Origin of the sequence: Yimella sp. cx-51, assembly GCF_017654605.1 — a bacterium.
Classification (GTDB): domain Bacteria; phylum Actinomycetota; class Actinomycetes; order Actinomycetales; family Dermatophilaceae; genus Yimella.
This window is the reverse complement of record NZ_CP072113.1, coordinates 2,825,842-2,850,143: the sequence shown is the minus strand read 5'-3', so window position 1 is coordinate 2,850,143 and position 24,302 is coordinate 2,825,842. Positions and strand designations below refer to the sequence as shown.

Annotated in this window: 22 protein-coding genes; 14 read left to right on the top strand and 8 right to left on the bottom strand. The window is 67.6% G+C overall.

The window, feature by feature from the left end:
- Positions 1-36 precede the first annotated feature (36 nt).
- Together J5M86_RS13570 and J5M86_RS13565 are read left to right on the top strand one after the other, a co-directional pair.
- Entirely contained in the window at positions 37-3,309 is a 3,273-nt protein-coding gene (locus J5M86_RS13570; RefSeq protein ID WP_188058942.1) for a DEAD/DEAH box helicase, read from the top strand.
- 58 nt (positions 3,310-3,367) lie between these two features.
- Complete coding sequence (locus tag J5M86_RS13565) at positions 3,368-4,246, top strand: SDR family NAD(P)-dependent oxidoreductase (RefSeq protein WP_188058943.1); 879 nt, start codon at positions 3,368-3,370, stop codon at positions 4,244-4,246.
- Between the two features lie 129 nt (positions 4,247-4,375).
- On the opposite strand, the gene J5M86_RS13560 is transcribed toward J5M86_RS13565, so the two are convergent.
- Positions 4,376-4,774 (bottom strand): hypothetical protein, encoded by a 399-nt coding sequence (locus J5M86_RS13560; RefSeq protein WP_188058944.1) that lies wholly within the window; start codon positions 4,772-4,774, stop codon positions 4,376-4,378.
- Positions 4,775-4,973: 199 nt separating this feature from the next.
- Here J5M86_RS13560 and J5M86_RS13555 point away from each other — a divergent pair, with 199 nt between their 5' ends.
- Positions 4,974-6,392: an FAD-binding oxidoreductase gene (locus J5M86_RS13555; protein ID WP_188058945.1), complete on the top strand. Its 1,419-nt coding sequence runs from the start codon at positions 4,974-4,976 to the stop codon at positions 6,390-6,392.
- Between the two features lie 113 nt (positions 6,393-6,505).
- Here the strand turns inward: J5M86_RS13555 and J5M86_RS13550 are convergent, their stop codons facing one another.
- Both J5M86_RS13550 and J5M86_RS13545 read right to left on the bottom strand, forming a co-directional pair.
- Positions 6,506-7,162, bottom strand: coding sequence for a response regulator transcription factor (locus J5M86_RS13550; RefSeq protein WP_188058946.1), 657 nt, complete (start codon positions 7,160-7,162; stop codon positions 6,506-6,508).
- Positions 7,159-8,424, bottom strand: a complete 1,266-nt coding sequence (locus J5M86_RS13545; RefSeq protein WP_188058947.1) for a sensor histidine kinase — start codon at positions 8,422-8,424, stop codon at positions 7,159-7,161. Before J5M86_RS13545 ends, J5M86_RS13550 begins: the two co-directional genes overlap by 4 nt.
- Positions 8,425-8,595: 171 nt before the next feature.
- Between J5M86_RS13545 and J5M86_RS13540 the strand changes: the two genes are divergently transcribed.
- From J5M86_RS13540 to J5M86_RS13505, 8 genes are all read left to right on the top strand, one after another.
- Positions 8,596-9,336 carry a DUF4352 domain-containing protein gene (locus J5M86_RS13540; RefSeq protein ID WP_188058948.1) on the top strand — a complete coding sequence of 247 codons (741 nt, stop codon included), beginning with the start codon at positions 8,596-8,598 and terminating at the stop codon, positions 9,334-9,336.
- A 167-nt stretch (positions 9,337-9,503) separates the two neighbouring features.
- Positions 9,504-11,609 (top strand): glycosyltransferase family 39 protein, encoded by a 2,106-nt coding sequence (locus tag J5M86_RS13535; RefSeq protein WP_188058949.1) that lies wholly within the window; start codon positions 9,504-9,506, stop codon positions 11,607-11,609.
- Positions 11,610-11,643: 34 nt separating this feature from the next.
- Positions 11,644-12,486, top strand: coding sequence for a dolichyl-phosphate beta-glucosyltransferase (locus J5M86_RS13530; RefSeq protein ID WP_188058950.1), 843 nt, complete (start codon positions 11,644-11,646; stop codon positions 12,484-12,486).
- A 227-nt stretch (positions 12,487-12,713) separates the two neighbouring features.
- On the top strand, positions 12,714-13,028 hold the full coding sequence (locus tag J5M86_RS13525; RefSeq protein ID WP_188058951.1) for a hypothetical protein: 315 nt from the start codon (positions 12,714-12,716) through the stop codon (positions 13,026-13,028).
- A complete protein-coding gene (locus J5M86_RS13520) occupies positions 13,028-13,930 on the top strand; it encodes an FAD:protein FMN transferase (RefSeq protein WP_188058952.1) in 903 nt (300 codons plus the stop codon). The genes J5M86_RS13525 and J5M86_RS13520 overlap by 1 nt, the downstream gene beginning before the upstream one ends.
- A complete protein-coding gene (locus tag J5M86_RS13515; RefSeq protein WP_188058953.1) occupies positions 13,927-14,493 on the top strand; it encodes a ferric reductase-like transmembrane domain-containing protein in 567 nt (188 codons plus the stop codon). The genes J5M86_RS13520 and J5M86_RS13515 overlap by 4 nt, the downstream gene beginning before the upstream one ends.
- Positions 14,490-15,608 (top strand): NADH-ubiquinone oxidoreductase-F iron-sulfur binding region domain-containing protein, encoded by a 1,119-nt coding sequence (locus J5M86_RS13510; RefSeq protein WP_208965038.1) that lies wholly within the window; start codon positions 14,490-14,492, stop codon positions 15,606-15,608. The genes J5M86_RS13515 and J5M86_RS13510 overlap by 4 nt, the downstream gene beginning before the upstream one ends.
- A gap of 53 nt (positions 15,609-15,661) precedes the next feature.
- Positions 15,662-15,913 carry a ferredoxin gene (locus J5M86_RS13505; RefSeq protein ID WP_244328368.1) on the top strand — a complete coding sequence of 84 codons (252 nt, stop codon included), beginning with the start codon at positions 15,662-15,664 and terminating at the stop codon, positions 15,911-15,913.
- 162 nt (positions 15,914-16,075) lie between these two features.
- Here the strand turns inward: J5M86_RS13505 and ligD are convergent, their stop codons facing one another.
- Positions 16,076-17,053: a non-homologous end-joining DNA ligase gene (gene ligD, locus J5M86_RS13500; RefSeq protein ID WP_188059480.1), complete on the bottom strand. Its 978-nt coding sequence runs from the start codon at positions 17,051-17,053 to the stop codon at positions 16,076-16,078.
- A gap of 91 nt (positions 17,054-17,144) precedes the next feature.
- Here ligD and J5M86_RS13495 point away from each other — a divergent pair, with 91 nt between their 5' ends.
- Both J5M86_RS13495 and J5M86_RS13490 read left to right on the top strand, forming a co-directional pair.
- Positions 17,145-18,086 carry a DNA-3-methyladenine glycosylase gene (locus J5M86_RS13495; protein ID WP_188058956.1) on the top strand — a complete coding sequence of 314 codons (942 nt, stop codon included), beginning with the start codon at positions 17,145-17,147 and terminating at the stop codon, positions 18,084-18,086.
- A gap of 41 nt (positions 18,087-18,127) precedes the next feature.
- Positions 18,128-18,385 (top strand): hypothetical protein, encoded by a 258-nt coding sequence (locus tag J5M86_RS13490; protein WP_188058957.1) that lies wholly within the window; start codon positions 18,128-18,130, stop codon positions 18,383-18,385.
- Here J5M86_RS13490 and J5M86_RS13485 read toward each other — a convergent pair.
- The 3 genes from J5M86_RS13485 to J5M86_RS13475 all read right to left on the bottom strand — a co-directional run bounded on the left by J5M86_RS13485 (position 18,362) and on the right by J5M86_RS13475 (position 21,554).
- Positions 18,362-18,826: a hypothetical protein gene (locus J5M86_RS13485; RefSeq protein ID WP_188058958.1), complete on the bottom strand. Its 465-nt coding sequence runs from the start codon at positions 18,824-18,826 to the stop codon at positions 18,362-18,364. The genes J5M86_RS13490 and J5M86_RS13485 overlap by 24 nt on opposite strands.
- Before the next feature lie 67 nt (positions 18,827-18,893).
- Complete coding sequence (locus J5M86_RS13480) at positions 18,894-19,763, bottom strand: DUF692 domain-containing protein (protein ID WP_188058959.1); 870 nt, start codon at positions 19,761-19,763, stop codon at positions 18,894-18,896.
- A 198-nt stretch (positions 19,764-19,961) separates the two neighbouring features.
- Complete coding sequence (locus J5M86_RS13475; protein ID WP_188058960.1) at positions 19,962-21,554, bottom strand: ATP-binding cassette domain-containing protein; 1,593 nt, start codon at positions 21,552-21,554, stop codon at positions 19,962-19,964.
- A 200-nt stretch (positions 21,555-21,754) separates the two neighbouring features.
- Between J5M86_RS13475 and J5M86_RS13470 the strand changes: the two genes are divergently transcribed.
- Positions 21,755-23,521 carry a long-chain-acyl-CoA synthetase gene (locus tag J5M86_RS13470; RefSeq protein ID WP_188058961.1) on the top strand — a complete coding sequence of 589 codons (1,767 nt, stop codon included), beginning with the start codon at positions 21,755-21,757 and terminating at the stop codon, positions 23,519-23,521.
- Between the two features lie 76 nt (positions 23,522-23,597).
- Here the strand turns inward: J5M86_RS13470 and J5M86_RS15625 are convergent, their stop codons facing one another.
- Complete coding sequence (locus J5M86_RS15625) at positions 23,598-24,284, bottom strand: transglycosylase family protein (protein ID WP_255427383.1); 687 nt, start codon at positions 24,282-24,284, stop codon at positions 23,598-23,600.
- Positions 24,285-24,302: the final 18 nt, after the last annotated feature.

Below are 24,302 nucleotides of genomic sequence, written 5' to 3'. Positions count from 1 at the left end.
TTGTGGGCTGTCGGCTCCCGGGGTTACGTTTGTCAGATGTCTTCGTCCTCCCGGCTTCAGGTGCGCGGTGCGGCCTGGTTGGCGCAGGTCAGTGACGACGACATCGTCGAGCACGTCGGCCGGTTCGCCTTTGAGCGCGGGCTTGGATACGCCGACGCCGAACGGGTCGAATCGATCAACACCGGCGACAACGGGCGCATGGTGCTCGCCACGGTCAACGGCGGCGCCGTCCACGCGTACACCACGATGCTCACGGTGCCGAGGGTCGGCGCACCCCCGCAGGACTGGACCTCGCGGTGCTCCTGCCCGGTGCAGAAGGCGTGCAAGCACGTCGCCGCCGTCGTGCTCACCGGACGCGAGGTGCTCGGTGGTTCACAGCCCGCGGTCGGCGACGAAGCCTGGCGCGAATTCGCAGACAGGTTCTTGGGCGACGACGACACCGCGCAAGCGTTCACCGACGCCGACGCGCTCGGCCTGCGCATCGCAGCCACGGTCGCTCCTCGATCGGGCACCGACAGCTCGCCCCGCACCCGCTTCGAGCTGATCCCGTGCCGACGCGGCAAGACCGGCCGGTGGAACATGTCGATCGAGTGGACCGACGTCCGCACCGATGCCCGCAGCTCCGGTCGGCGCTTCTTCGTGCCCGAGCAGTCGCAGGCGCTCACCCGCATCCTCGAACGCTGGCGCGGCGCCGGCAATGTCATGAGCCGCGCACCGCGGTTGATGCTCGACGAGCTCGGCGGCGGAGTGTGGGACGACCTGCAGATGGCCGCAGCCGCAGGCGTCGAACTCCTTCCGGCCTTCGCCCACCCCGACGCCGAGGTCGAGCTGCTCGACCACCCCGTGCGCACCGACATCCGCTTCGCCGACAGCGGCGACGGATCGCTCGTCGGCCGCACCGACATCGACCTGCACCGCCCCGGCCGACTCGTGCTCATCGGCGACCCGGCCCACGGCCTGGTGATCATGGACGAACACAACCTCGTGCTCGCCGGCCTCGACCGCCCCATGTCGTCGATGGCGCAGTGGCTGGCGTCCAAGGGCCCGGTGACGGTGCCGGAGTCGGTCGCCGACAGCTTCCGCGAGGCACAGTTGCCCAAGCTCGCCAAGCGCTACGGAGTGGTTTCGGGAGGCTCGGTCGAGCGTCCGCGCCTTGCACTCGTGGAGCCATTGCGGCTGCACCTGGACGTGCGGCGCGAGTCGGAGACTGCCATCCGGGTGGTCACGAGCGTGCGTTATCCCGGCGGCGAACGCCACACGATGGCGCTGGACGCCAGCCCGCGCACCGGACGCGACCGGCATGCCGAGCGAGGCCTGGTGGAACAGCTCGAGCCCCTGCTGCGCAAAGCCTCACTGCTGGAGGCGATCGGCGGCATCGGCTGGTGGCCCAAAGAGTCGGAGATCTTCACCGACTTCGCCGCCGTCCGGTTCACCCAACTGCTCGACGAACTCGACGACCACGACCTGGTGATCGTGAGCCGAGCCGACGACCTCCCCGTGTTCGAAGAGGCGCAGGACGATCCGCTCATCGAGATCGGCGCCGATGAGTCGAGCGAGATCGACTGGTTCGACCTGCGTGTCGAAGTGAGCGTCGGCGGGGAGAAGGTGCCCTTCGAGCCGCTCTTCCGCGCGTTAGCCCGCGGCGAGGAACTGCTGCTGCTCGACTCCGGCACGTGGTTCTCCCTCGATCACCCTGAGCTGCAACGGCTTTCGTCGCTGATCTCGGAGGCGCGTGAGCTGTCCGACCAGCGCAGTGGCAGCGGCCTGCAGCTCAACAAGTTCCACCTCGGCTACTGGGACGAACTCGTCGAACTGGGCGTGGTGAGCCAGGCGTCCGCTGAGTGGACCCGCCGGGTGGAGCAGCTGAAGTCGGTCGGTGAAGGCACACCGCCCAGCCCGCCCACCGGTTTCAAGGCGACCCTGCGCCCCTACCAGGTGGACGGCTACCACTGGCTCAGCAGCATCTGGGACTCCGGGCTCGGCGGCATCCTCGCCGACGACATGGGCCTGGGTAAGACGGTGCAGGCGCTGGCGATGATCGCCCGCGCGCACGAAGCCGGCGAACTCACCGAGCCTGTGCTTGTCGTCGCGCCGTCGTCGATGGTCGGAACGTGGGTGCGTGAGGCAGCGACATTCGCCCCCGACCTTCCCGTGGTCGCGGTGCGCAACACCGCCGGCAAACGTGGTGAGCCACTCGCCGAAACAGTGGCCGGCGCGGCGCTTGTCGTCACCTCCTATACGGTGCTTCGCCTCGACGCCGACGAGTTCGAGTCGCTGCCCTGGCGCGGACTGCTGCTCGACGAGGCACAGTTCATCAAGAACCACCAGAGCAAGACCTTCCAGTCGGCCAAGCGGTTGCGGACTCCCTTCACCCTCGCCATCACCGGCACCCCGCTGGAGAACTCGCTCATGGACCTCTGGGCGATGCTCGCGCTCGCCGCACCCGGGCTCTTCCCCAAGCCCGAACTCTTCGCCAGCACCTATCGCAAACCGATCGAGTCGGGTGCCGAGCCGGAGAAGCTCGACCAACTTCGTCGCCGCATCCGTCCGCTGATGATGCGTCGCACCAAGGAAGTCGTCGCCGCCGACCTGCCGCCGAAACAGATTCAGCTGCAGGAGATTTCGCTGACGTCCAAGCACGACGCCTACTACCGTCGCCACCTGCAGCGCGAACGGCAACGCATCCTCGGGTTGTTGGATGACCCCGACGCCAACCGCATCGCGATCCTCGCCTCGCTCACCCGGCTGCGCCAGCTCTCCCTCGACCCGCGGTTGGTCGACGACGAATACACCAGCCGCGAACCCAGCGCCAAGATCGCCTTCCTCATCGACCAACTGCGCGAACTCTCGGCCGAAGGGCACCGCGCGCTGGTCTTCAGCCAGTTCACGTCCTATCTGCGGTTGGTCGAGGCAGCCCTGCACGACGCGGGCATCACCACCAACTACCTGGACGGCTCGACCACCAGCCGGCAGGACGTCATCGACGACTTCAAGGACGGCGACGCGGCTGCCTTCCTGATCTCGCTGAAAGCAGGCGGTGTGGGCCTGACGCTCACCGAAGCCGACTACGTCTTCGTGCTCGACCCGTGGTGGAACCCCGCCGCCGAAGCGCAGGCGATCGACAGGGCGCATCGCATCGGTCAGGAGCGTCCGGTGATGGTCTACCGGCTCTTCTCCCAGGGCACGATCGAGGAGAAGGTCGTCGATCTGCAGGAGCGAAAGCGCGACCTGTTCAACCGGGTCGTCGACGGCGGCGGTGGCGCATCGGGCGCGATCACGGCCGACGACATCCGCGCGATGCTCGCCTGATCCAAGTGTTCGGGCGGAAAACCTGCGTGCCGGGGTACCCGCGAGTAGCGTCGGCAGTATGTGGAACCCGTTGCGACGAAACCCTGATTCCTTCGCCGGTAAGCGCGCCCTGATCACCGGTGGCGCCTCCGGTCTTGGTCTTGCCATGGCGCAGATGATGGCCGCGGACGGTGCGAAGGTGCTGATCACCGACGTCCACGAGCAGGCGCCCGAGGGTGTGCTGCCGCAGGGGGCGGAGTACCGGCAGTTGGACGTCCGCTCCGACGAAGCGTGGGACGAGACCCGCAACTGGGTTGAGGCCAATTGGGGCGGGCTGGACTACCTCTTCAACAACGCCGGGGTCGCAGCCGGTGGCCGAATCGATGTCGAGTCGATCGAGAACTGGCAGTGGATCATCGACATCAACCTGCTCGGCGTTGTCCGCGGCTGCCACACCTTCGTGCCGATGATGAAGCAGCAGCGCAGCGGTCACATCGTCAACACTGCGTCGTTGGCCGGGCTCGTGCACGCGCCGAGCATGTCGTCCTACAACGCGGTCAAGGCCGCGGTCGTTGCCGTCTCGGAGACCCTGCGCCACGAGCTGTCACCCGACAACATTGAAGTGTCGGTCATCTGCCCCTCCTTCTTCCGCACCAACCTGGCGCAGTCGCTGCAGGGCAAGGACGTCGACATGGAGGAGACCGCCGTCAAGCTCATCAACCAGGCTCCCCGGTCGGCCGAGCAGGTGGCGGCCAAGGCGTTGGACGGCGTGCGCGAACGCAAGTTCATCGTGCTCACCGACTCCGACGGAGTGGCCGCCTACAACGCCAAGCGTTTCGCACGTCCGGCCTATGACGCCGCGATGATGAAGTCGGCCAAGCAGGTGCGTAGCGGCAAGGATCCGATGGCCGACCTGGACAAGCTGCGGGACGCCGGAAAGAAGCTGCGCCGCAAGTAGTCATCGCCTCGTCGAGGTGTGATCCGTCCGGTGGTTGAGCCGCCCGTGAGGGACGAGCGCGCCTGTCGAAACCGGCCGCGGCTGGTAACGACCTGATCCCATGCGTCGGTCACCTCAAGAGTCGGAGAATCAGGGAGCGGCGTTGGTGCCGTTCGGCTTCTGCGGAGGAACCCCGCCCTGGAACTGACCGGGCTTGCCGGCGTTCCCCTGCTGACTCGTCTGACCGGCTGTGCCCTGTGAGCTGCCGGGCGGACCGCCGCGGAAACCGCCCTGACCGCCGGGGCCACCGAAACCGCCGCGGCCGGAGTCCGAGCCGAGGCTGCTACCCAGCGGCACGGTGGCCGATGCGGTGGCTGCTCCGGCCGTGGCCAGACCGATCGCCATCGCGGCAACGACAGCAGTCTTCTTGCCCGACCAGCGATGCTGATTCGCCTCGGGCACGCTCAGCTCGCGTTGGTTACGCGGTTCACCGGTGAGGTCAGCGAACGGTTCATACGGCGAATTCGTCGAATTGTCAGTGTGATTCACGGGCGATCTCTTTCTCGGGGTGTCTGACTGCGGCTACTCCAAAACCATGGCGGTCACGGCTGTGACCTCGCTGTGGTGCTCGTTTGAGGAGGCTTGCAATCGCCTCCTGAGCGTCGACCTCTGGCGCTGTGCGTCATGCAGGAGGAGGCTGAGTTCGAAACGTGACCAACCGGGTCACGCGATCGGGGGTCCACCGGTTATGAACATCAGTCGTCGCACCGCGCTCGGCGCAGCAGCCTCCGGCGCCCTCGCTCCCGCCCTGGCCGTGCCCGGCACCGCGCTTGCGTCCGCCGCCCCGGATTGGGCCGCCCTCGACCGCGCGGTCACCGGACCGGTGTACCGACCGGGCAGTACCGGCTACAGCAGCTCGAAACTCGTGTTCAACACCCGGTACGACGGACGCACCCCGCTGGCGGTGGTGCGACCGAGTGGCCAAGCCGACATCCAACAGACGCTCTCGTTCGCGCGCCGCTACGGGCTGAAGGTGTCGCCGCGCGCAGGGGGTCATTCCTATGTCGGAGCGTCGGCGGCGTCCGGCACGATCATTCTCGATCTGCGCGGTTTGGCGTGGGCTACGTCGATCAGCGGATCGTCGGCCACCGTCTACGCGGGGTCGACGCTCTACCCGGTCAAAGCTGCGTTGGCAGCGCGTGGTCTGGCGATCCCGACCGGCACCTGCCCCACCGTGGGGGCGGCCGGGCTGACGACCGGCGGCGGGCTCGGCGTCGAGTCGCGCCGCTGGGGCCTGACCTGCGACCGGGTCACCTCGATGACGGTGGTGACGGGCGCCGGTGCGGCACTACGGATCTCGCCGAGCGCGCACGCCGAGTTGTTCTGGGCACTGCGCGGGGGTGGCGGCGGGAATGCCGCCATCGTGACCAGCCTGACCTTCGCCACGCACGCGGCGACCCGCAAGGGCACCTTCCGGTTGACCTTCCCCAGCTCCGCCGGCGTCGCCGTGCTGACCAACTGGGCGCGCTGGATCACCGCGACCATTTGGAGTCGCTGGACCAATGTGCACGTGAATTCGCTGGCCAATGGTGCAATCTCGATCAGCATCGTGGGGGTCACCGAGGCGGGCGACGAGCGTGCGGCAGCCGACTCGCTTGCGTACTGGATCGGCGTCCGACCGCTCTCGCAGACCTTCGCGCAACGCTCGTACCTCGACACCGTGCGCTACTTCGGCGGCGGCACCACCTCGCCGCGTCAGCCCTTCAGCGCCGGTTCAGACGTCATCCGGACGATGAGCACGTCGGCTGCGGGCGCGATCCTGGGCGCTGTGCGCACCCGCTCGCGGGCAGGCGGTGCCGGGGTCGCGATCCTCGACCCGCTGACGGGCGCGGTCTCGGCACCCGCTACGAACGCCACCGCCTTTGCCTGGCGTGACCACACGGCCACCGTCCAGTGGTACGTCGGAGGCTCTGGTTACACCTCCGCCAGTAGCTGGATTGCACAGGCGCACAACGCAGTTCGTCCCTACAGTTCCGGCGGCTATGTCAACTACCTGGAGGCCGGCACGAGCATGAGCCGTTATCTCGGGAGCAACCTCGACCGCTGGCGTGCGGTGCGTAAGGCCTACGACCCGAGCGCGGTATTGGCGGCGCCGATCGCGGTCTGACCCGAAGTCGAGGGGTGAACCTACTGATGAGCGGTGAACCTACTGAGTACAGCCAGTAGGTTCGCGCGCAATCAGTAGGTTCGGGAAGCGGGCAGGGAGCCCATGGGCGCGGATCAGACGAGGCCGGCCTTGGTCACGATGACCGCCACCTCGACCCGTCCGTTGACACCGAGCTTGCGCTGAGCGTTGCCCAGGTGGGTCTTGACCGTCGCCTCACCGAGGAAGAGCCGGCGTCCGATCTCGGCGTTGGACCCACCCCTGGCCAGCTCGATCACGACGTCCCGCTCCCGATCGCTGAGCTGTGCGAGCGCCGTGAGCGCAGCCTGCCGACCGCTATCGGAGGCGTTCACCATGTCGAACACGTGGCGCACCTTGCTGCGGTCGAGTGCTCCACCGCCACGGTGCACGTTGCGGATCGAATCCAGGATCTCCACCGGCGCGGCGGTCTTGAGCAGAAATCCCGCGGCGCCGGCCTGGATCGCGCGCCGGACGATGTCGTCGGTGTCGAAAGTCGTCAACACGATCACCTGAGGAGCATTCGGTAGCCGGACGATCGACGCGGTGGTGGTGATGCCGTCCTGCCGTTTCATCCGCACATCGAGCAGCACGACATCGGGGTGATGGCGGGTGATCGCGGTGATCACCTCGTCACCGTCGGACGCAGTGCCGGCGACCACGATGTCGTCGGTGGTTTCGATGATGCTGGCGAGCCCGGCGACGACCAGCGCGTCGTCGTCGACGATCAGCACCCGAGTGGACGGCTCGTTCATGACTTGACCTTCGCACCCGCGGGACGGAATTGCCATGGCAGGCGCACCAGGAATCGGAAGGCGTCACCCTCGTCCACCCAGGCCCACGACTCGCCGCCGCATTGGGTGACGCGTTCGTGAATACCGGTGAGCCCGTTACCAGGACGGAAGCGCCGGTCGGCGTCGGGCGGCATGCGATTGGTGGTCGAGATCTCGATGCCGGAGGTGGGCCGGGCGTCCAGATGCAGCCGGATCATCGACCCCGGCGAGTGCTTGCGAGCGTTGGTCAGCAGCTCCTGGGTGATGCGGAAGACGGTGTGGCTCACCTGTTCGTCCAGCGGCTGCGACTCATCAATGAACACCGACGACGCCACCGGGCTACCCGCCGCAAGCGACTCGTCGATGAGCGTCGGGAGGTCGCTCAGGGTGAGCAGTGCCTTGCTGACGTCCGGGTCGCCGGGCTCGCGCAACAGGGTGAGCAAAGAGCGCAGATCGGCCATCGACTGCTGCGCGCTCTCGCGAACGACGCGGGCGCTCTTGGCAAGCTTGGGATCGTCACCGGCGGAGAGTTCGAGGGCGCCGGCGTGCAGGTTGAGCAGCGACAGCCGGTGGCCCAGCGCGTCGTGGATCTCGCGGGCGATGCGCTCGCGCTCGGCCCGCCGCGCAACCTCCTCGCTCAGCACGCTGATCCTTTGCGTGGCCACCTGCTGCGCCTTGGTGGTGGAGGAGAGGGTGCGTCGGTCACGGGCGTAGAGCGCGAGGGCAGCGGTGATGCCGGTGACGACGAGGGTTATGAGCAGCGTCAGCCACCACGGAAAGTCGCGGCCGCCGGCGTACGGGAAGATCGTCCGCCAGAACGAGGAGACTTCTGGCACACCGTGATTGGTGTCGCGCAGGACGGAGACAAAGACCGCCACAGCGGTGGCGACGACGGCCGCGATGCGACGCCGCGGATCCACAACGACGAGCAGGACGGCGTAGAGCGCCGCCAACGGCAGGAAGCCGTCGATCGGCAGGAAAAGCGTGCCGAGGCAGCTGACGGCCAGCACCACCCAGGGCCAGCGGTGACGCCAGATCAGCAGGACGCAGAGGGCGAGCCCGGCCCACCAAGAAGCGAACGCCACGCCGTTGAACGGGATCTCCTGCTCGGCGCGGGTCACTCCCTCGGCACGAGTGGCGTAGTAGGCGACACCGATGGTCATCGAAAGCACCGCACCCATCACCAGCAGCGTCGTCCGCACTCGCTGCAGGACGCGCTTGGTTCTGGTCGATGGCTCGGTCATGGCACACAACATAGGCGCCCGCGGCGACAAGCGCGTCCACCGATCGGTGCGTCCTGGCGGCCCAGGATCCACCGATCGGGGGAGGGCGGCAGGGCTGATCGGTGGAAGTGGGGAAGGGCGTCCCCGTCGTCCACTTGGTGCAGGTCCACAACAGCCCCGAAAGGAAACACCATGAACAACGAACAGCGCCCCGGAACCCCGCAGCCGCAGCCGAACCAGTGGCACGGCCAGCAGCCGCCCGCGTACGGCCAGGGCGGCGGCCTGCCGCCGGCGCCGCCCTACGTGAACCAGCCGAAGCAGAAGAACTGGTTCATGCGGCACAAGGTGCTCACCGGCATCGGCGCCCTGCTGCTCGTCGGCGGCATCGGCAGCGCGCTCGGCGGCGGCAACAAGGGCACGGACGCGGCGTCCGACACCTCCACCAGCTCCACTTCGGTCGGCGAGAGCGGTGCCTCCGCGCCGGCGCAGGCAGCCTCGTCGAACAAGGCTAAGGAGACCAAGCAGGAGAAGAAGGACCCAGGCCTGAACACTCCCGTGCGCGACGGGAAGTTTGAGTTCACGGTGACGAAGGTGCAGACCGGGGTGAAGACCGTCGGCGACCAGTACCTCAACCAGCAGGCGCAGGGGCAGTACGTGCTGATCTCGGTGACGGTCAAGAACATCGGCGACAAGCCGCAGACGATGTTCGACTCCAACCAGAAGCTCACCGATGCCCAGGGCCGTCAGTTCAGCCCCGACTCCGGTGCCGCGATCTACATGAAGAACAACGACATCTGGATGAAGGAGATCAACCCGGGCAACACCCTCAGCGGCACCCTGGTCTACGACATGCCAGCCGATGCCAAGCCGGTGAAGCTCGAACTGCACGACTCGATGTTCTCGGGCGGGACGACGGTTTCGCTCACCAAGTAACACCGCGCGCTGAACCTACTGACCGGCGACGAACCTACTGGCTGTACCCAGTAGGTTCGCTGCCGCTCAGTGGGTTCAGCAACGTTTTCAAGCGTCGGGCGAAGTGCAGAGGAGTCGCAGGGCAGGCGCACAGCAGACGCATAGGGCCCGGCAGCACGGTGTGACACATGGATACCGCTACCGCGCAGCTGCGCACCGCAGACCTGACCAACAGACCAGGCTTCTGGTCTCCGCGAAGCATCCGCTCCCGCGACGTTGAAGCGACCCAGGCGCACCAATCGCGCTGGTCGCGGGCGTGGCGGGGAGCGCAGGACGACCCGGCGTGGGCGCGTCCGGGGCTCCTCGCGCTCCTAGCGCTCACCGCCGCTGCCTACTTCTACAACCTCACCGCCAGTGGCTATGCCAACTCGTTCTATTCGGCTGCGGTGCAAGCCGGTTCGCAGAGCTGGAAGGCCTTCTTCTACGGCTCCTCGGACGCTGCGAACTCGATCACCGTCGACAAGCCGCCGGCCTCGCTGTGGGCGATGGCGCTCTCGGTGCGGGTCTTCGGGCTCAATTCCTTCGCCATCCTCATGCCGCAGGTGTTGATGGGCGTCGCGACCGTCGGGGTCGTGCACGCCACGGTGAAGCGCTACTTCGGAGCATTCGCCGGGCTGCTATCGGGGCTGGTGCTCGCCCTCACTCCGGTGGCCGTGCTGATGTTCCGCTTCAACAACCCGGACGCGCTGCTCGTCCTGCTGATGGCTCTCGGCGCGTGGGCCACGATGCGTTCGATCGAGAAGGGCTCGGCCAAGTGGATGATGCTGGTCGGCGTCTTCATCGGTCTGGGCTTCCTCACCAAGACCCTGCAGGTGTTGCTCGTGGTGCCCTTCTTCGGCATCGCCTACCTGGTTGCTGCTCGCACGACGCTGCGCCGCCGGATCATCGGATCACTCGCCGCCGTGGCGACGATGGTGCTGTCGGCCGGTTGGTGGGTCGCGATCGTCGAGCTGGTGCCGGCGTCCATGCGCCCCTACATCGGGGGTAGCCAGGACAACTCCTTCCTCTCGCTCACCTTCGGCTACAACGGCCTCGGCCGCCTGAACGGCAACGAGACCGGCTCGGTCGGCGGTGGTGGCGGCTGGGGCACGACCGGCATCACCCGCATGTTCAGCAGCCAGATCGGTGGCCAGATCTCCTGGCTCATCCCCTCCGCACTCATCCTCCTCGGCGCCGGACTGGTGCTGCGCGGACGCCGTCCCCGCACTGATCTGCGCCGCGCCGCCTACCTCGTCTGGGGTGGCTGGCTCGTCGTCACCGGCCTCACCTTCTCCTTCATGGCCGGCATCTTCCACGAGTACTACACGGTCGCCCTGGCTCCTGCCGTCGCGGCGCTGGTCGGCATGGGCGCTGCCGAGGCCTGGGAACTGCGCGACAAGTGGATCGGTGGCGCGGTGCTCGCGGCCGCGACGGCTGCGGCATCGGTCTGGGGCTTCGTCCTGCTCACTCGCACGACGGCCTACGGCAACTGGCTGCGGATCTCGGTGCTGGTGATCGGCCTGACCGCCGCGATCCTGCTGATCGGTCTGAACCGGTTGCACCGCAAGGCGATTCCGCTCGTGCTGGTCGGCGCGATCGCTGCGGGACTGGCTGGTCCGGCCGCGTACAGCTGGACGACGCTCAGCACTGGTCACCAGGGTTCGATCGTCACTGCCGGTCCGAGCACCGGTGGCATGGGTGGCCCGGGCGGCGGCGGAGCCCCGGGTGGCACGGCTCCTGGTGGCACCGGCACTGCGCCGGGTGGACAGGCCGGCACGCCTCCCACCGCACCTGGCGGGACGACCGGTGGCACGACCACGGGCGCTCAGGGTGGGCAGACCAACGCCCAGGGCCAGAACAACACAGGTGGCGGCGGCATGGGCGGACTGCTCTCGGCCAACACTCCCAGCACGGCGGTCGTCACCGCGCTGCAGGCGAACGCGTCGAAGTACACCTGGGTCGCAGCGGCCATCGGCAGCCAGAACGCAGCCGGACTGCAGCTCGGAAGTGGCGAGCCGGTCATGGCCATCGGAGGCTTCAACGGAAGTGACCCCTCGCCGACGCTGGCGCAGTTCAAGCAGTACGTCGCCGACGGCAAGATCCACTACTTCCTCGCCGGTGGCGGTACGGGCGGCAGCCAAGGTGGATCGAACACCGCCTCGCAGATCAGCGCCTGGGTGATCGCGAACTTCAAGTCCGTGACCATCGGCGGCCAGACCTTCTACGACCTCACCCAGCCCACAACCTCGAACTGACGTGAGTTCGGTTCACACGAAAGGAGATTCGGTCATGACAACGCTCATCGAGGCTCCGACCGAGCAGATCGACACGAGCCCCCGCGAGTCGCTGATCACCGAGACAGTGGTGCTCGACGTGGTGATTCCGGTCTACAACGAGGAGGCTGCGCTGGAGGCCAGTGTGCGCACGGTGCACGCCCACCTCACCCGGCACTTCGTGTATCCCTTCCGGATCACGATCGCCGACAACGCCTCGACCGATGGCACGCTGCGCAAGGCACAGGCTCTGGCTCGACAACTCGCCGAGGTGGAGGTCGTGCACCTGCAGGAAAAGGGTCGCGGCCGGGCGCTGAAGAAGGTGTGGTCGGAGTCGGATGCTCTCGTGCTGGCCTACATGGACGTCGATCTCTCGACCGACCTGTCCGCGCTCGCACCCCTGGTGGCATCGCTCACCTCCGGCCACTCCGATCTGGCGATCGGCTCACGGCTGGCGCACGGATCGCACGTGGTGCGCGGCACGAAGAGGGAGTTCATTTCTCGGTCGTACAACTTGATCCTGCGCAGCACGCTCGGCGCTCAGTTCTCGGACGCCCAGTGCGGGTTCAAGGCGATCCGCGCCGACGTGGCCAGGGAACTGTTGCCGCTGGTGGAAGACCCCACGTGGTTCTTCGACACCGAGTTGCTCGTGCTCGCCGAGCGCGCCGGCTTGCGAATCCATGAGGTGCCGGTGGATTGGTACGACGATCCCGACAGTCGTGTCGACATCGTCAAGACCGCACGCGACGACCTCGAAGGGGTCTGGCGCATGCGCCGTGACCGCCGGCGCCTCTCCACCCGCCTCGCCGACGTGAGGGTGCGGATGGGACGAGGAGGTGTGCTCGACCCACAGCGGTGACCCACCCATGAAGCCGCCGAATGTCCACGGATGTTCGGCGGCTTCATGCATGCTCGGCGCGCTTCGACACGGGCTGCGTCATTGCTCAGCGGCGCGGTGCAAGGAGGCGGTTTGTCGCTGCGGAGGTGACCTCTGTGCGCGATCACCGAGTCGTCACAGGAACCGCACAGTGACGCGCTCGAGGCTGGAAGCAGCTCGAAAAACCACGACCTACAAGGAGACTTCCGATGACCTCGAACGACGGACGAGCGGCGCTCAATCGCAACCGCCAGTGGACTGCCGGTGCCATGTTGGCCGGCGTGGTTGCCACCGGTGGCCTCGGATTGCACCTCTCCAGCTCCTACGCCGATCAGCAGTCTGCTACCTCCACCAGCAGCACCTCGCCGACGTCCACCTCGTCGACCTCCGCGCAGACCAGCTCTGACGACTCCTCGTCCAGCTCGTCCGACACCAGCAGTTCGACATCGAGCAGCACTTTCAGCGATTCGGGCGCCGTCGCGACATCTCACGCCGCGGCCGACAGCAACACTGGAGCGTCCTGATGAGGTCTCTGCGTCTGCACGCCTGGACCACCCGCATCCACGTGGTGATGACCGACGACGACGTGCTCCCGGCCGTCCAGCAGATCACCGAGGCGTTCGTACAGGACGTCGACCTGGTGGCCTCCCGCTTCCGCGAAGACTCCGAACTGGCGGCGCTCAACAGGGCTGCCCGGAGAGACGACGTGGACGCCGATCTCAGTCCGCTGCTGCGCGCGTGCCTGAAGGCAGCGCTACGCACCGCTGAGCTCACCGACGGCCTGGTCACGCCCACCGTCGGACGGGCGCTGGTTGCGGCCGGCTACGACCGCGACATCGATCAGATCGATCAACCCGCGGGAACCGCTGGCGCCTTCGTCCCGGACTATCAGCGAATCAGCCTGCGCGGCAGGGGCATTCGAATGCCTCAGGGGTTCCAGCTGGATCTCGGGGCATCCGCCAAGGCGTGGGCTGCCGATGTGCTCGCGGCCGATCTGGCCGACCGGCTGCGGGGAGGATTCCTGGTCAACCTCGGTGGCGACATCGCGGTGGCCGGCCACGCGCCGCGCGCCGACTGGCAGATCGGGGTCGAAGCAGCCGACGGACGCGTGGTACAGACGATCAGCACCCGGCACCAGGCCTTCGCCACCTCGTCAACGCAGGTGCGTTCGTGGCATACCGACCACGGACCCGCGCACCACATCATCGACCCGCGCACTGGGCAGCCGGCCGAGCCGGTGTGGGTACAGGTCACCTGCGCCGGAGCCAGTGCGGTCGAGGCGAACGCTGCCAGTACGGCGGCGATCGTCCTGGCTCATGAAGCGCCCGAGTGGCTGGCGCAGCGGGGCATCCCTGCGCTGCTGATCGCCCAGGACGGACGTCGGGTGCACACCCCGCGCTGGGCACCGGAACGGAGCGCGGCATGAGCCACACGGATCTCTGGTTCATCTCCCGTGCCTCGGGTGCGGTGAGCATGGTCGCGATGACGGTGGTCTTCGTCCTCGGCATGGCCACCGCGTCGCGCATGGCAGGCCAGGTGCGCAACCGTGCGCTGGTGATGGGTCTGCATCGCAGCATGGCCCTCGGCATGACGATCTTCCTGCTGCTGCACATCGTCACCGCAATCAGCACCGGCTACGTCGACATCACCTGGCTCAGCGTCGTCATCCCCTTCACCGCCGGGTACGAAACCCTCTGGGTGGGTCTCGGCACGCTGGCGCTCGACGTCCTCATCGCCGTCATTGGCACCTCACTGCTGCGAAACCGGTTGTCCCGCAAGGCATGGCGCGCAGTGCACCTGCTCACCTACGCGCTGTGGCCGATGGCGATCGCGCACGGCGTCGGCATGAGCAGCGCCGATCAGCCCATCCTGCTCTGGACCACCGTGGCCTGCGCCGCCGCCGGACTCGCCGCCATCGCCATGCGCCTGCTGCGCACCTCTCCCTACGCGCAACGTCGCGTCCTCGTCAACGCCCAGGAATGGTCATGAACATCGTCGAACTCATCGAAGAAGCCGGTCTGACCGGCCGCGGCGGCGCCGCCTTCAGCACCGCCCGGAAGGTGCGTCTGGCGCAGGATCACCGTGCCCGGCTCATCGTGAACGCCTGCGACGGCGAGATCGGCGCCGCGAAGGACGCCTGGATCGTGCGTCACCAACTACGCGAACTCATCGACGGCGCAATGCTTTTCGCCACCTCCACCACACCGATCTTTGCGGCGCACCGCGATTCGGAGACGGCGCGACTGCTGATCGCAGCCGGTCTGGACGTGCTGCAGGTGCCGCATCGCTACGTCTCCTCCGAGGAGTCGGCCTTGGTCAACCTGTTGCACGGCAACCCGGCCCGGCCGGTGACCAAGCGATACCCCATTGCTGCCGGCGGACAGACCGCGCAGGAAAAGCCGCTCGAACCGACCCTTGTGCTGAACGCCGAGACGGTGTGGTTGGCCGGACGCATCGTGGCCAGCGGCGTCGGATGGTTCCGATCGTTCGGCACCGCGGACGAGCCCGGCCCGCGACTGGTGACCGTGTCGGCCGTCGGGCGGCCACCGGTCGTGCTCCCGACCGCCGCCGGTGAGCCGATCACCTCGTTGCTCGCTCGCGCCGGTATGGATCGCGACTACCTCGCCCTCAACATCGGCGGGCTCGGCGGCGGCTTCGTCGCGGCCAAGGATGTTTCGTCCATGACCTGGTCCGGTCGCGACCTGACCCCTCACGGACTCTTCCTCGGCCCCGGCGTCATCCGCGTCCTGCCCGCCGACACCTGCCCATGGGTCGAGATCAGCGCGCTCGTGCGCTACGCGGCAGGCGAATCAGCCGGTCAATGCGGCCCGTGCATATTTGGTCTTCCGGCCATCTCCGAAGACCTCGACGCGCTCGTAGGCGGCACCGGAGGCTCGGACGTCCTCGACAGGCTCTCCGGGCGAGTTGGCTTGTTGCCCGGACGAGGCGCATGCCGATTCCCCGACGGGGTGGGCCGATTCGTCGCCAGCGCACTGCAGGTCTTCGGTGCGGAGTTGCGCGCCCATCAGAGCATCGGCTGCCAGTTCAGCGCCGTCACCGGACCAATCCACACCGCGACGGCACCCCTGCGGAGGTCGGCATGACTGCGCCTGGGTCACAAACCGGACGCAAAACGTACGCGACACGCCGTGCGGACGTGCCATTTGCGTCCGGTTTGTCGCCTCTTCCCACGAGCTTCGGGTCTGAGCGCTCGTCCGACTCGGCCACGCTGCACATCGACCGCATCGCCTGCACCGGCCACGGACTCTGCGCAGCCCTTCTGCCCGAGCAGGTCTCGCTGGACGAATGGGGCTACCCCGTCGTCCACGCCCAGGAAGTCGACGCTGACCTCGGCCGCACCGCCGTCCGGCTGTGCCCGGTGGCGGCGCTCCGGCTCGGCGTCCGGTGACGCGCTGAGGACCAAACGCGGCCGTTCCAGCGGGATCCGCGGCGGCTGTTCGCATCCGCGGCGGTTGCAGCTAGCGCGCCTGCGAAGAAGGGCCGCGTTTGTGTGAGGCGCGCGGGGATCGGACGTTGAGTGGGACGCGTCCACGGGCCGCCCCGTAGCGGCTTAGTCCGAGTCGGCGTCGGGCTCGGGTGGCGTCTCCTTGCCGTCCCGCTCGTCGCGGTCGGCCCACTCCAACAGCGGCTCGAGGCTGAACGCGACGTCGTCGATCTCGGCGGTCAGGTCACCGAGCTTGGCGAACCGCTCGGGCACGGTCGCGATGGTGAAGTCGCGCGGGTCGAGGTCGGCGAGTTCGGGCCAGTCGAACGGGGTGGAGACCGTCGCGTCGGGGTTGCCACGCACCGAGTACGCCGAGGCCATTGTGTGATCGCGGGCGTTCTGGTTGTAGTCGACGAAGAGCATCGAGGGGTCGCGGTCCTTGCGCCACCAGGTTGTGGTCACGTCGTCGGGCGCTCGCCGTTCCACCTCGCGGGCGAAGGCCAGCGCCGCACGCCGGACATCCTTGAAGACCCACTCCTGCTCGATCCGCACGTAGATGTGCAGGCCCGAACCGCCGCTGGTCTTGGGGAAACCGCGAATGCCCAACTCGTCCAACAGCTCCCAACACACGTCCGCGACGCGGCGGGTGCGGTCGAACGGGCAGTCGGGCATCGGGTCGAGGTCGATGCGCCACTCGTCCGGCTTCTCGATCTCCGGCACGCGCGAATTCCACGGGTGGAACTCGACGGTCGACATCTGCACCGCCCAGATCACCGAAGCCAACTCGGTGACGCACAGCTCGTCGGCGGTGCGCTTGTACCGCGGGAAGAAGACCCGCGCTGTCTCGACCCAGTCGGGCGCGCCGCGCGGGAGCCGCTTCTGGTGCACCTTCTCGCCGGTGATGCCGGTGGGAAACCGGTGCAGCATGCACGGACGATCGCGCAGCGCCCGCACGATGCCCTCGCCCACCGAGAGGTAGTAGTTGACCAGGTCGAGCTTGGTGGCGCCGGACGCGGGGAAGTAGACCCGGTCGGGATTGGAGACGCGGATGGCGTGCTCGCCGACCTCCAGTTCGACGGCGGGTGAGCTCTGCTTGCCGGCCATCAGCGCGATCCGCTCGAGTTCATGGCTCCACGCTGCCACGTTCACGGGTGCCGACGCGGGCGAACGCACCGACCGGCGTCAGGATTGTGCCGTGGAGGTCATCGAAACGATCGAGCTGCCGGTGCCGCAGCCCTACGATGCGGACGGCGTTTTCGCATTCCTGGCGGCACGCGCTGTCGACAGAGTTGAACTGGTCGAGCGCTCCGACGCCACCTCCAGGTACGTCCGCACTCTCGCCCTGCCTGGTGGCCCGGGGCTCATCGACGTCGTCCATGACGGGGAGGTCTTGCCGGTGACGGTGCACGCCGCCGCGGCCGCCGATGTCGCTCCCGCCGTGCGGCTCGTCAGCGCACTCTTCGATCTCGACCATGACGCGGCGGCCGCTGATTCGCTGCTCGCCGATGACCCTTCTCTTGCGGACGTCGTGGCACGAAATCCAGGCATTCGCGTGCCGGGGGGCCTTGATCCCCACGAACTCGTGGTGCGCGCACTCGTCGGCCAACAGATCTCCGTCGCCGCCGCGCGGACGCATCTTGGCCGGCTCGCCCAATTCTGCGGAACTCCCTGCCCGACACAAGTTTCCGGGGTCGACCGACTGTTTCCCTCGGCGGCGTCCATCGCCGCATCCGTGCCTGTGCCGCCGCCCGGCCAGGAGCCACTCGACCCCAACCGCCCGATGCGTCTACCCAGGCGGTCGATCGGCGACCTCGTCTCCACGGCAGCCGTGCTCGCCGATGGCTCACTGCGGGTCGCCGCCGACATGGAGGCGTCCGAACTGCGCGCCGCGCTCATTGCCCGCCCTGGCATCGGCGAATGGACCGCCGCCTACCTCGCGATGCGCGTCCTGCACGATCCGGACGCCTGGCTCACCGGCGATGTCGCACTGGTCGCCGGGGCGCGAAGGCTCGGAATCATCGACGACTCGATTCCCACCGCGAAGGCGCACCGCCCGCTGGCCGAGCACGCGTCGCGCTGGTCGCCCTACCGTTCCTACGCCGCGATGCACCTGTGGCGGGTCGCGGCTCAAGGCTGAGGATTCGGTGCGGCTCCGACCGCTGTGGGAACCTGTCGGGCATGGCCAGCGCACCCATCAAGTTCGAGGGAATGTTTCCCCGCGTCACCCTGATCAGCTGCACCCTGATCGGGCTGCTCTTCGTGGTCTCCGGTGCCCTGGCCGGGCTGGTGTGGGCGATCGGCAACACCGACAGCCCGCACATGGCGAAGTTCGTCTTCGGCATGCTCGGGCTCGGCGCGCTCTTCTTGGCCGGCTCCTACTGGCCGTACCGCAAGCTCGAAAAGCTCGCCGATTCAGAGCGGGAGAGCCGGAGTTGAGCGCACGCCGCGTCTGACCCGTCGGACGTAGTGCCGCCGGTTTCCGAAACGGACAACCGCACGTCGGCGGCGACCGGTGAACACCTCGATCATGCTGATCCATTCAGTGTCATTCGAGCCGGAATGGTCTCGCACCCATTCGACGAACATCTGCCAATCCCAGTGGGCGCAATGGTCATTCGGCGTGGCGAGCACGAAGTCGACCGCCCGCGGACGCCAGCGCGGTAGCAAGGCAATCTCGGGCCGGACGTACGCCATCGCGTCCACCCGTTTGAGCGCCAGGATGCGAGCCGTCTCGCGTGACCGCAGCTCATCGAAGCCGTGAGGAACCTCGCCCCGGAGCAGTCCGTGGACCACCGCGTTCATCCGCGCGGCCAGAGTTGAGCGAGCCTGCTCCGTGGACGGGGTCTCGTCCTGGTCGCTGGGAGCCGGGTCGGCCATAGGCCCGCGGACACGGCCTGGATGTCTCGCTTCGGCGTGGTCGATGCCAGGCGCGTCAGCCCGCGACTCAGTGGACACGGTCTCGTCCCGCTGCCACGGCCCGGTCGATGCGATCGAGATCAGAGAGCACCGCCTCGGCGGTGATGTCGCTGTCGCGTTCGAGCATCACTCCGGGAAGGTCGGCGCTGCCGCGCAGTGCGACGAACCTGGTCAGCAGATCGGTGACGGCGTCCGGCACCCCGTGGCCATGGGTGTCGATGTAGAGACCGTTCCGCTCGATCCCACCTGCTACGTGGACGTACGCCACTCGGTCCAGCGGGAAGCGGGCGAGTTCAGCGGCCGGATCGGTACCTCGCGCGGTGGCGCTGGAATGCAGGTTGGCGACATCGAGCACGATGTAAACGCCTGTGCGCTGGACGATCTCGCTCAGGAAGTCGGGCTCGTCGAGTTCGTCCTCGGGCCAGGAGAGCAGCGCAGCGATGTTCTCGATCGCGAGTGGCACCGGCAGTTGCTCCTGCGCGATGCGGATGTTCTCGACGGCCACCGCGAGCATGTCGCGGGTGCGCGGCGGAGGCATGAGATGGCCCGCTTCGAGCACATCGCCGTGAAGGGAATCGGGAGTGCTGGCGGCCCGCACGAAGGCGAGATGTTCGCTGACAATCGGCGCCTCGAACCGCGTCGCGAGCTCGGCCAGGTGGGCAAGTCTGCCCGCGTCGGGGCGGGAAGCATCGGCCAGCCCGAGGCTGACCCCGTGCGGCACGACTGTCACCCCGGTCGCAGCGAGTTCGTCGAGCGCCGACGGCACGTGGTTGAGGTGGACGTTTTCAGCAACGACCTCGGTGAACTGCAGTCGTCCTTGCCGCTGCAGTTCTGCGAGCGACTCAGCAATCGGCGGACGCCACGCAATCGCCGTGCCGGTCGGCATCGCTCTGGTCATCGCTCGCTCCTGGCCTGTCGTGCTGCTCGCACGAGCGTAACCAGGCTGACGACGCCATCGCGAGGCGTGATCGTCAGTCGCATCGGTTTCGACGCGACCCGACTTCGTTCCTCAGCCGGGTCGGCTCAACCAGCGGGAGCGGCTCAAGCGGAGCGACAGGCTCAACAGCGGCAGGGGCTCGATCGGCGATAAAGCGGCTCAGCCGGTGCCGGGCGGGTCGAGGTCCAGCGTCGGGCCGGTCCATCGCGATCGCAACCACCGGTCGTGACTGGCGACGAGCACTGTCGCCGGGGAGTCGAGGATGGCGTCCTCCAGTTCCTCGACCAGGCGCAGCGACAGGTGGTTGGTCGGTTCGTCGAGCAGGACGAGGTCGGGACGCTGCGCCATGAGCATGGCCAACGCCAGTCGCTGTTGCGTGCCGAGGCTTAGCTCGCCCACGGGCCGGTGCAGGTCGCGGGGGAGCAGGAGGCCGAGTTCGATGAGCGGCACCGACGATCCGGCTGCACTGTAGATCTCCAGCGGGGTGCGCACAGGGTCGGAGAAATAGACGTGCTGATCCAGCAGCCCTATGCGGCAGGCGTGGACGTACAACTCTCCTGATTCGACGGCGAGCGAACCGGCCAGAGCAGCCAGCAGGCTCGACTTGCCTGAACCATTGGCGCCGGTGATCAGCCAATGCTCGCCGGGGCGCACGTCCAGCCGGGGGAGTTCAAAGCGCCCCGCCACCGAGGCGTCCCGTGCTGTGACCGCAGCTGCTCCATCGGCAGCGAACGAACCGCGGAAGCTCAGCTGCTTCGGCGGTTTGCTGATCAGTTCGCGCTCGATCGCCTCGATGCGTTGCTCGGCGTTACGACGGCGCCGGGCGACGGTCTGTTGCACCCGCGCACCCTTGAACCCGTAGATGTACTTGTCGGCGTCCCGAGGCGGGCGGTCATGTGCGACATCGAGATTCGTGGTCTTCGCGGCCTTGCGAAGCTCGTTGAGCTCCTCCTGCTGTGCCTCGAAATCTTCCTGCCAGCGCCGCCGAGCCTGCGCCTTTTTGGCGAGGTAGTTGCGATAGCTGCCGGAGTAGGTGCGTCCGCCGACGCCGTCCGTGCCGAAGTGGGTGCGATCGAGATCGACGACGGTGGTGCAGACGTTCTCCAGGAAGCTGCGGTCATGGCTGGCCGCGACGACCACGCCGGCCATCTCGCGCAACTCCTGCTCCAGGAAGGTGAGCACGTCGTCGTCCAGATGATTGGTCGGCTCATCGAGCAGGACGCAATCTGGACGGCGGGCCAGCAGTGCCGCCAGCGCCAAGCGACTGCGTTGGCCACCCGAGAGTTCGCCCACCCGAGTGTCCGGTGAGAGGTGCTCGAGACCGAGACGAGCAGCGGCTTGTTCGGCCCGAGCGGTCGCCGTCCAGGCTTCGTGACGGGTGGCCCAGGCCAGCACCTCGTCGTACCGGTTCGAGGCATCAGCATCGTCGAGATTCGTTGCGAGAGTTTCGATCTCGGCCACCGCGTCATGCAGGGGAGCGAGGGCCTCCCGCAATACCTGCGCGATGGTGGCGTCCGCTTGCAACCCGGCGTCCTGGGAGACGAAACCGGTGTCGGCCGGACGGCTCACTGCACCGCGGGCGGGTAGTTCGACGCCTGCCGCGATCCGCAGAAGGGTCGATTTCCCGGCGCCGTTCTCGCCGACGATGCCGAGCCGGGCACCGGGCGTGGTGGTGAGGCTGATGCCGTCGAGCACCCAGCGTCCGTCGTAGGTGACGGCGATGTCGTCAAGGATGAGGTGGGTAACTGGCATGGGGAGACTCCGATTCGGGTGTGCGCAACCCGCCGGGATTGGCCTCGGGCGCGGGTGGGGTCGGAGTCAGATCCACATGATGCGGACAGGTTTGCAGAGTCGGCGATCGAAGGGCAACCGGATTGTTCGGGCAGTTGGTTACCCGCCGGTAGTGATCCTCGTTACAGTGTCGAGAAATCCGCGCCCCTCCAGGAGGAACCGTGAGTTCGACCACGCGCCGCCGCGTCGGCCTGACCGATGTCGCCAAGGGACTGATGGGTTTCACCCCTGACCTGCCGATGCTGATGCGCGAGGCTCCTGGCCTGCTGCTGCGCAAGCCCGATCACCACGCTTCCATGGGCCAGCAGTTCCAGCTGACCGCCGCTCGCCATCCCGATCGCCCCTTCCTCAAGGGTGCCGGCCGCGAACTCACGTATCGGCAGGCGAACGAACTGGCCAATCAGTACGCCGACCTGTTCCGCGAGCGCGGTGTCGGTCCGGGCGACGTGGTAGGCGTGAACTCGCCCAATGACGTCGAGAACATCCTCGTCATCCTGGCGGTCGTGAAGCTCGGCGCGGTCGCCGGACTGATCAACTACAACCAGCGGCACGAGGTGCTGGCCCACAGCCTGCGCACCCTCGACGCGCGATTGATCGTCATGGCCGACGAGCTGGACGACGACTTCGCATCAGCCGGCGAGATCGCGCAGGAGCAGCAGGTCATTCGCTACTCCGAGCTGGCCGGGCTCGCCGAGGCGCGTCCGACCGACGACCCCGAATCGTGCGCGAAGGTGCAGGCCAAGGACCGGGCACTGTTGATCTTCACCTCCGGCACCACGGGGCTGCCCAAGGCGTCGGTGATGACCCACTTCCGCTGGCTGAAGTCGTACTCCGGCCTCGGCGCGCTCGGTGTGCGGCTGCGTCCGACCGACACGCTCTACTGCGCCCTGCCGCTCTATCACAACAACGCCGTGACGGTCGGTCTCGGCGCGGTGCTGGCGGGCGGTGCCGCGCTTGCGGTGTCGCCGAAGTTCTCGGCCTCGAAGTTCTGGGACGAGTGCCGCGCGTACGATGCGACGGCTTTCGTCTACATCGGCGAGCTCTGCCGCTTCCTGCTCGCCCAGCCGGGCAAGCCGGACGACCGTGACAACACCATCCGGGTCATCGTCGGCAACGGGCTTCGTCCCGACATCTGGGACGACTTCCAGCAGCGCTTCGGCATCGAGCGCATCGCGGAGTTCTACGGCGCCTCCGAGTGCAATATCGCGTTCATCAACGCGTTCAACGTCAACCAGACCGCTGGCACCTGCCCGCTGCCGTACAAAGTGGTCGACTACGACCCCGAGACCGGAAAAGCGTTGCGCGACAAAAAGGGTCGTCTCACCCAGGTGAAGACCGGCGAGGTCGGCCTGCTGATCAGCAAGGTGACCGACCGCGCGCCGTTCGACGGGTACACCGACGCCGAGGCTTCGGAGAAGAAGCTGCTGCGTGACGGTTTCAAGGACGGCGACTGCTGGTTCGACACCGGTGATCTGGTGCGCAATCAGGGGCTCACGCACGTTGCGTTCGTCGACCGGCTCGGCGACACCTTCCGCTGGAAGGGCGAGAACGTCGCCACCACCGAGGTGGAGGCGGCGCTTGCCGGGTCTGCTCAGGTGGTCGAGTCGACGGTCTACGGCGTGGAGGTGCCGGGGTGCGACGGCAAGGCCGGTATGGCTGCGGTCGTGCTGCCCGACGGTGAAGCCTTCGACGGTGCAGAGCTCGCGGAGCACGTGCGCTCGCAGCTCCCGGCCTATGCGCGGCCTCTGTTCGTGCGACTGGTCAACGAGCTCGAACACACCTCGACCTTCAAGTCGCGCAAGGTCGAGTTGCGCAACCTCGGCTTCGCCGACGGTGACGAGGCAGTGTACGTGCTCACCAAGGACGAGGGTTACGTGCCGATCTACGACGGCTACACCGACGCGATCGTGGCGGGCACCGCCGGCTGACGACCACGCAGAATCCGCGTGAGTTTGTGGGGTTCGTACTGCACCTGAACCCCACAAACTCACGCGGATTTCGTTGTCAGGCGCTGGTTTTTGCGGGCGCCCGAACGCCGGCCTTCTTGGTGGCGCAGTCCCGCTTGCCGTCACCGTCGTGGTCGGCGCGGTTGCCGAGCTTCGGTGCCGGGTTGGCCTTCTTGGCGGTGACCGCGGTGTGCGTGCCACGCGGCTGCGGACGCGTGGTGCCGCGCTCGGTGGACGAACCGATGCGGGTGGCCGACGTGGTGCTCGTGCTGGTCGAGGTGCTCAAGGTGTCCGTGCTGCCGGTGGAGGTGCCGGTCGACGTCGAGGTGCTCGTGCTGCCGGTGCTTGAGCTGCCGGTGCTCGAGGTGGTCGGCACCGCGCCGAGCGCGCTCCAGCACGACTGCGACGCGGCCCACGGCCACGTGCCCTGAGCGTTGTACAGCTCGATCGCGGCCGCATCCTGCACCGACGCCGGTGCCGACGCCGCGGTGGAGTAGCCGGCGCTCGCCGACAGCGACTGCCAGGTGCTGGTGAGGAACTGGTAGGCGCCGGACGCTGAGCTGGTCGGGTTCTGCGCCTGGTAGTTGTTGCCGCTCTCGCAGTAACGGATCTTCGCGAGCACGTCCGGAACGGTCGCTGCGTGGGCCGGCGCCGTGGCGCCTGCAACGCCGAGCAGCGCGAGTCCGACGGTGCCGCCGATCGCGGCACGCCGCCAGGTGGCGGTTCGCTTCGAAGCTTGCTTCATGGTGGGTGTCCTTGCTCT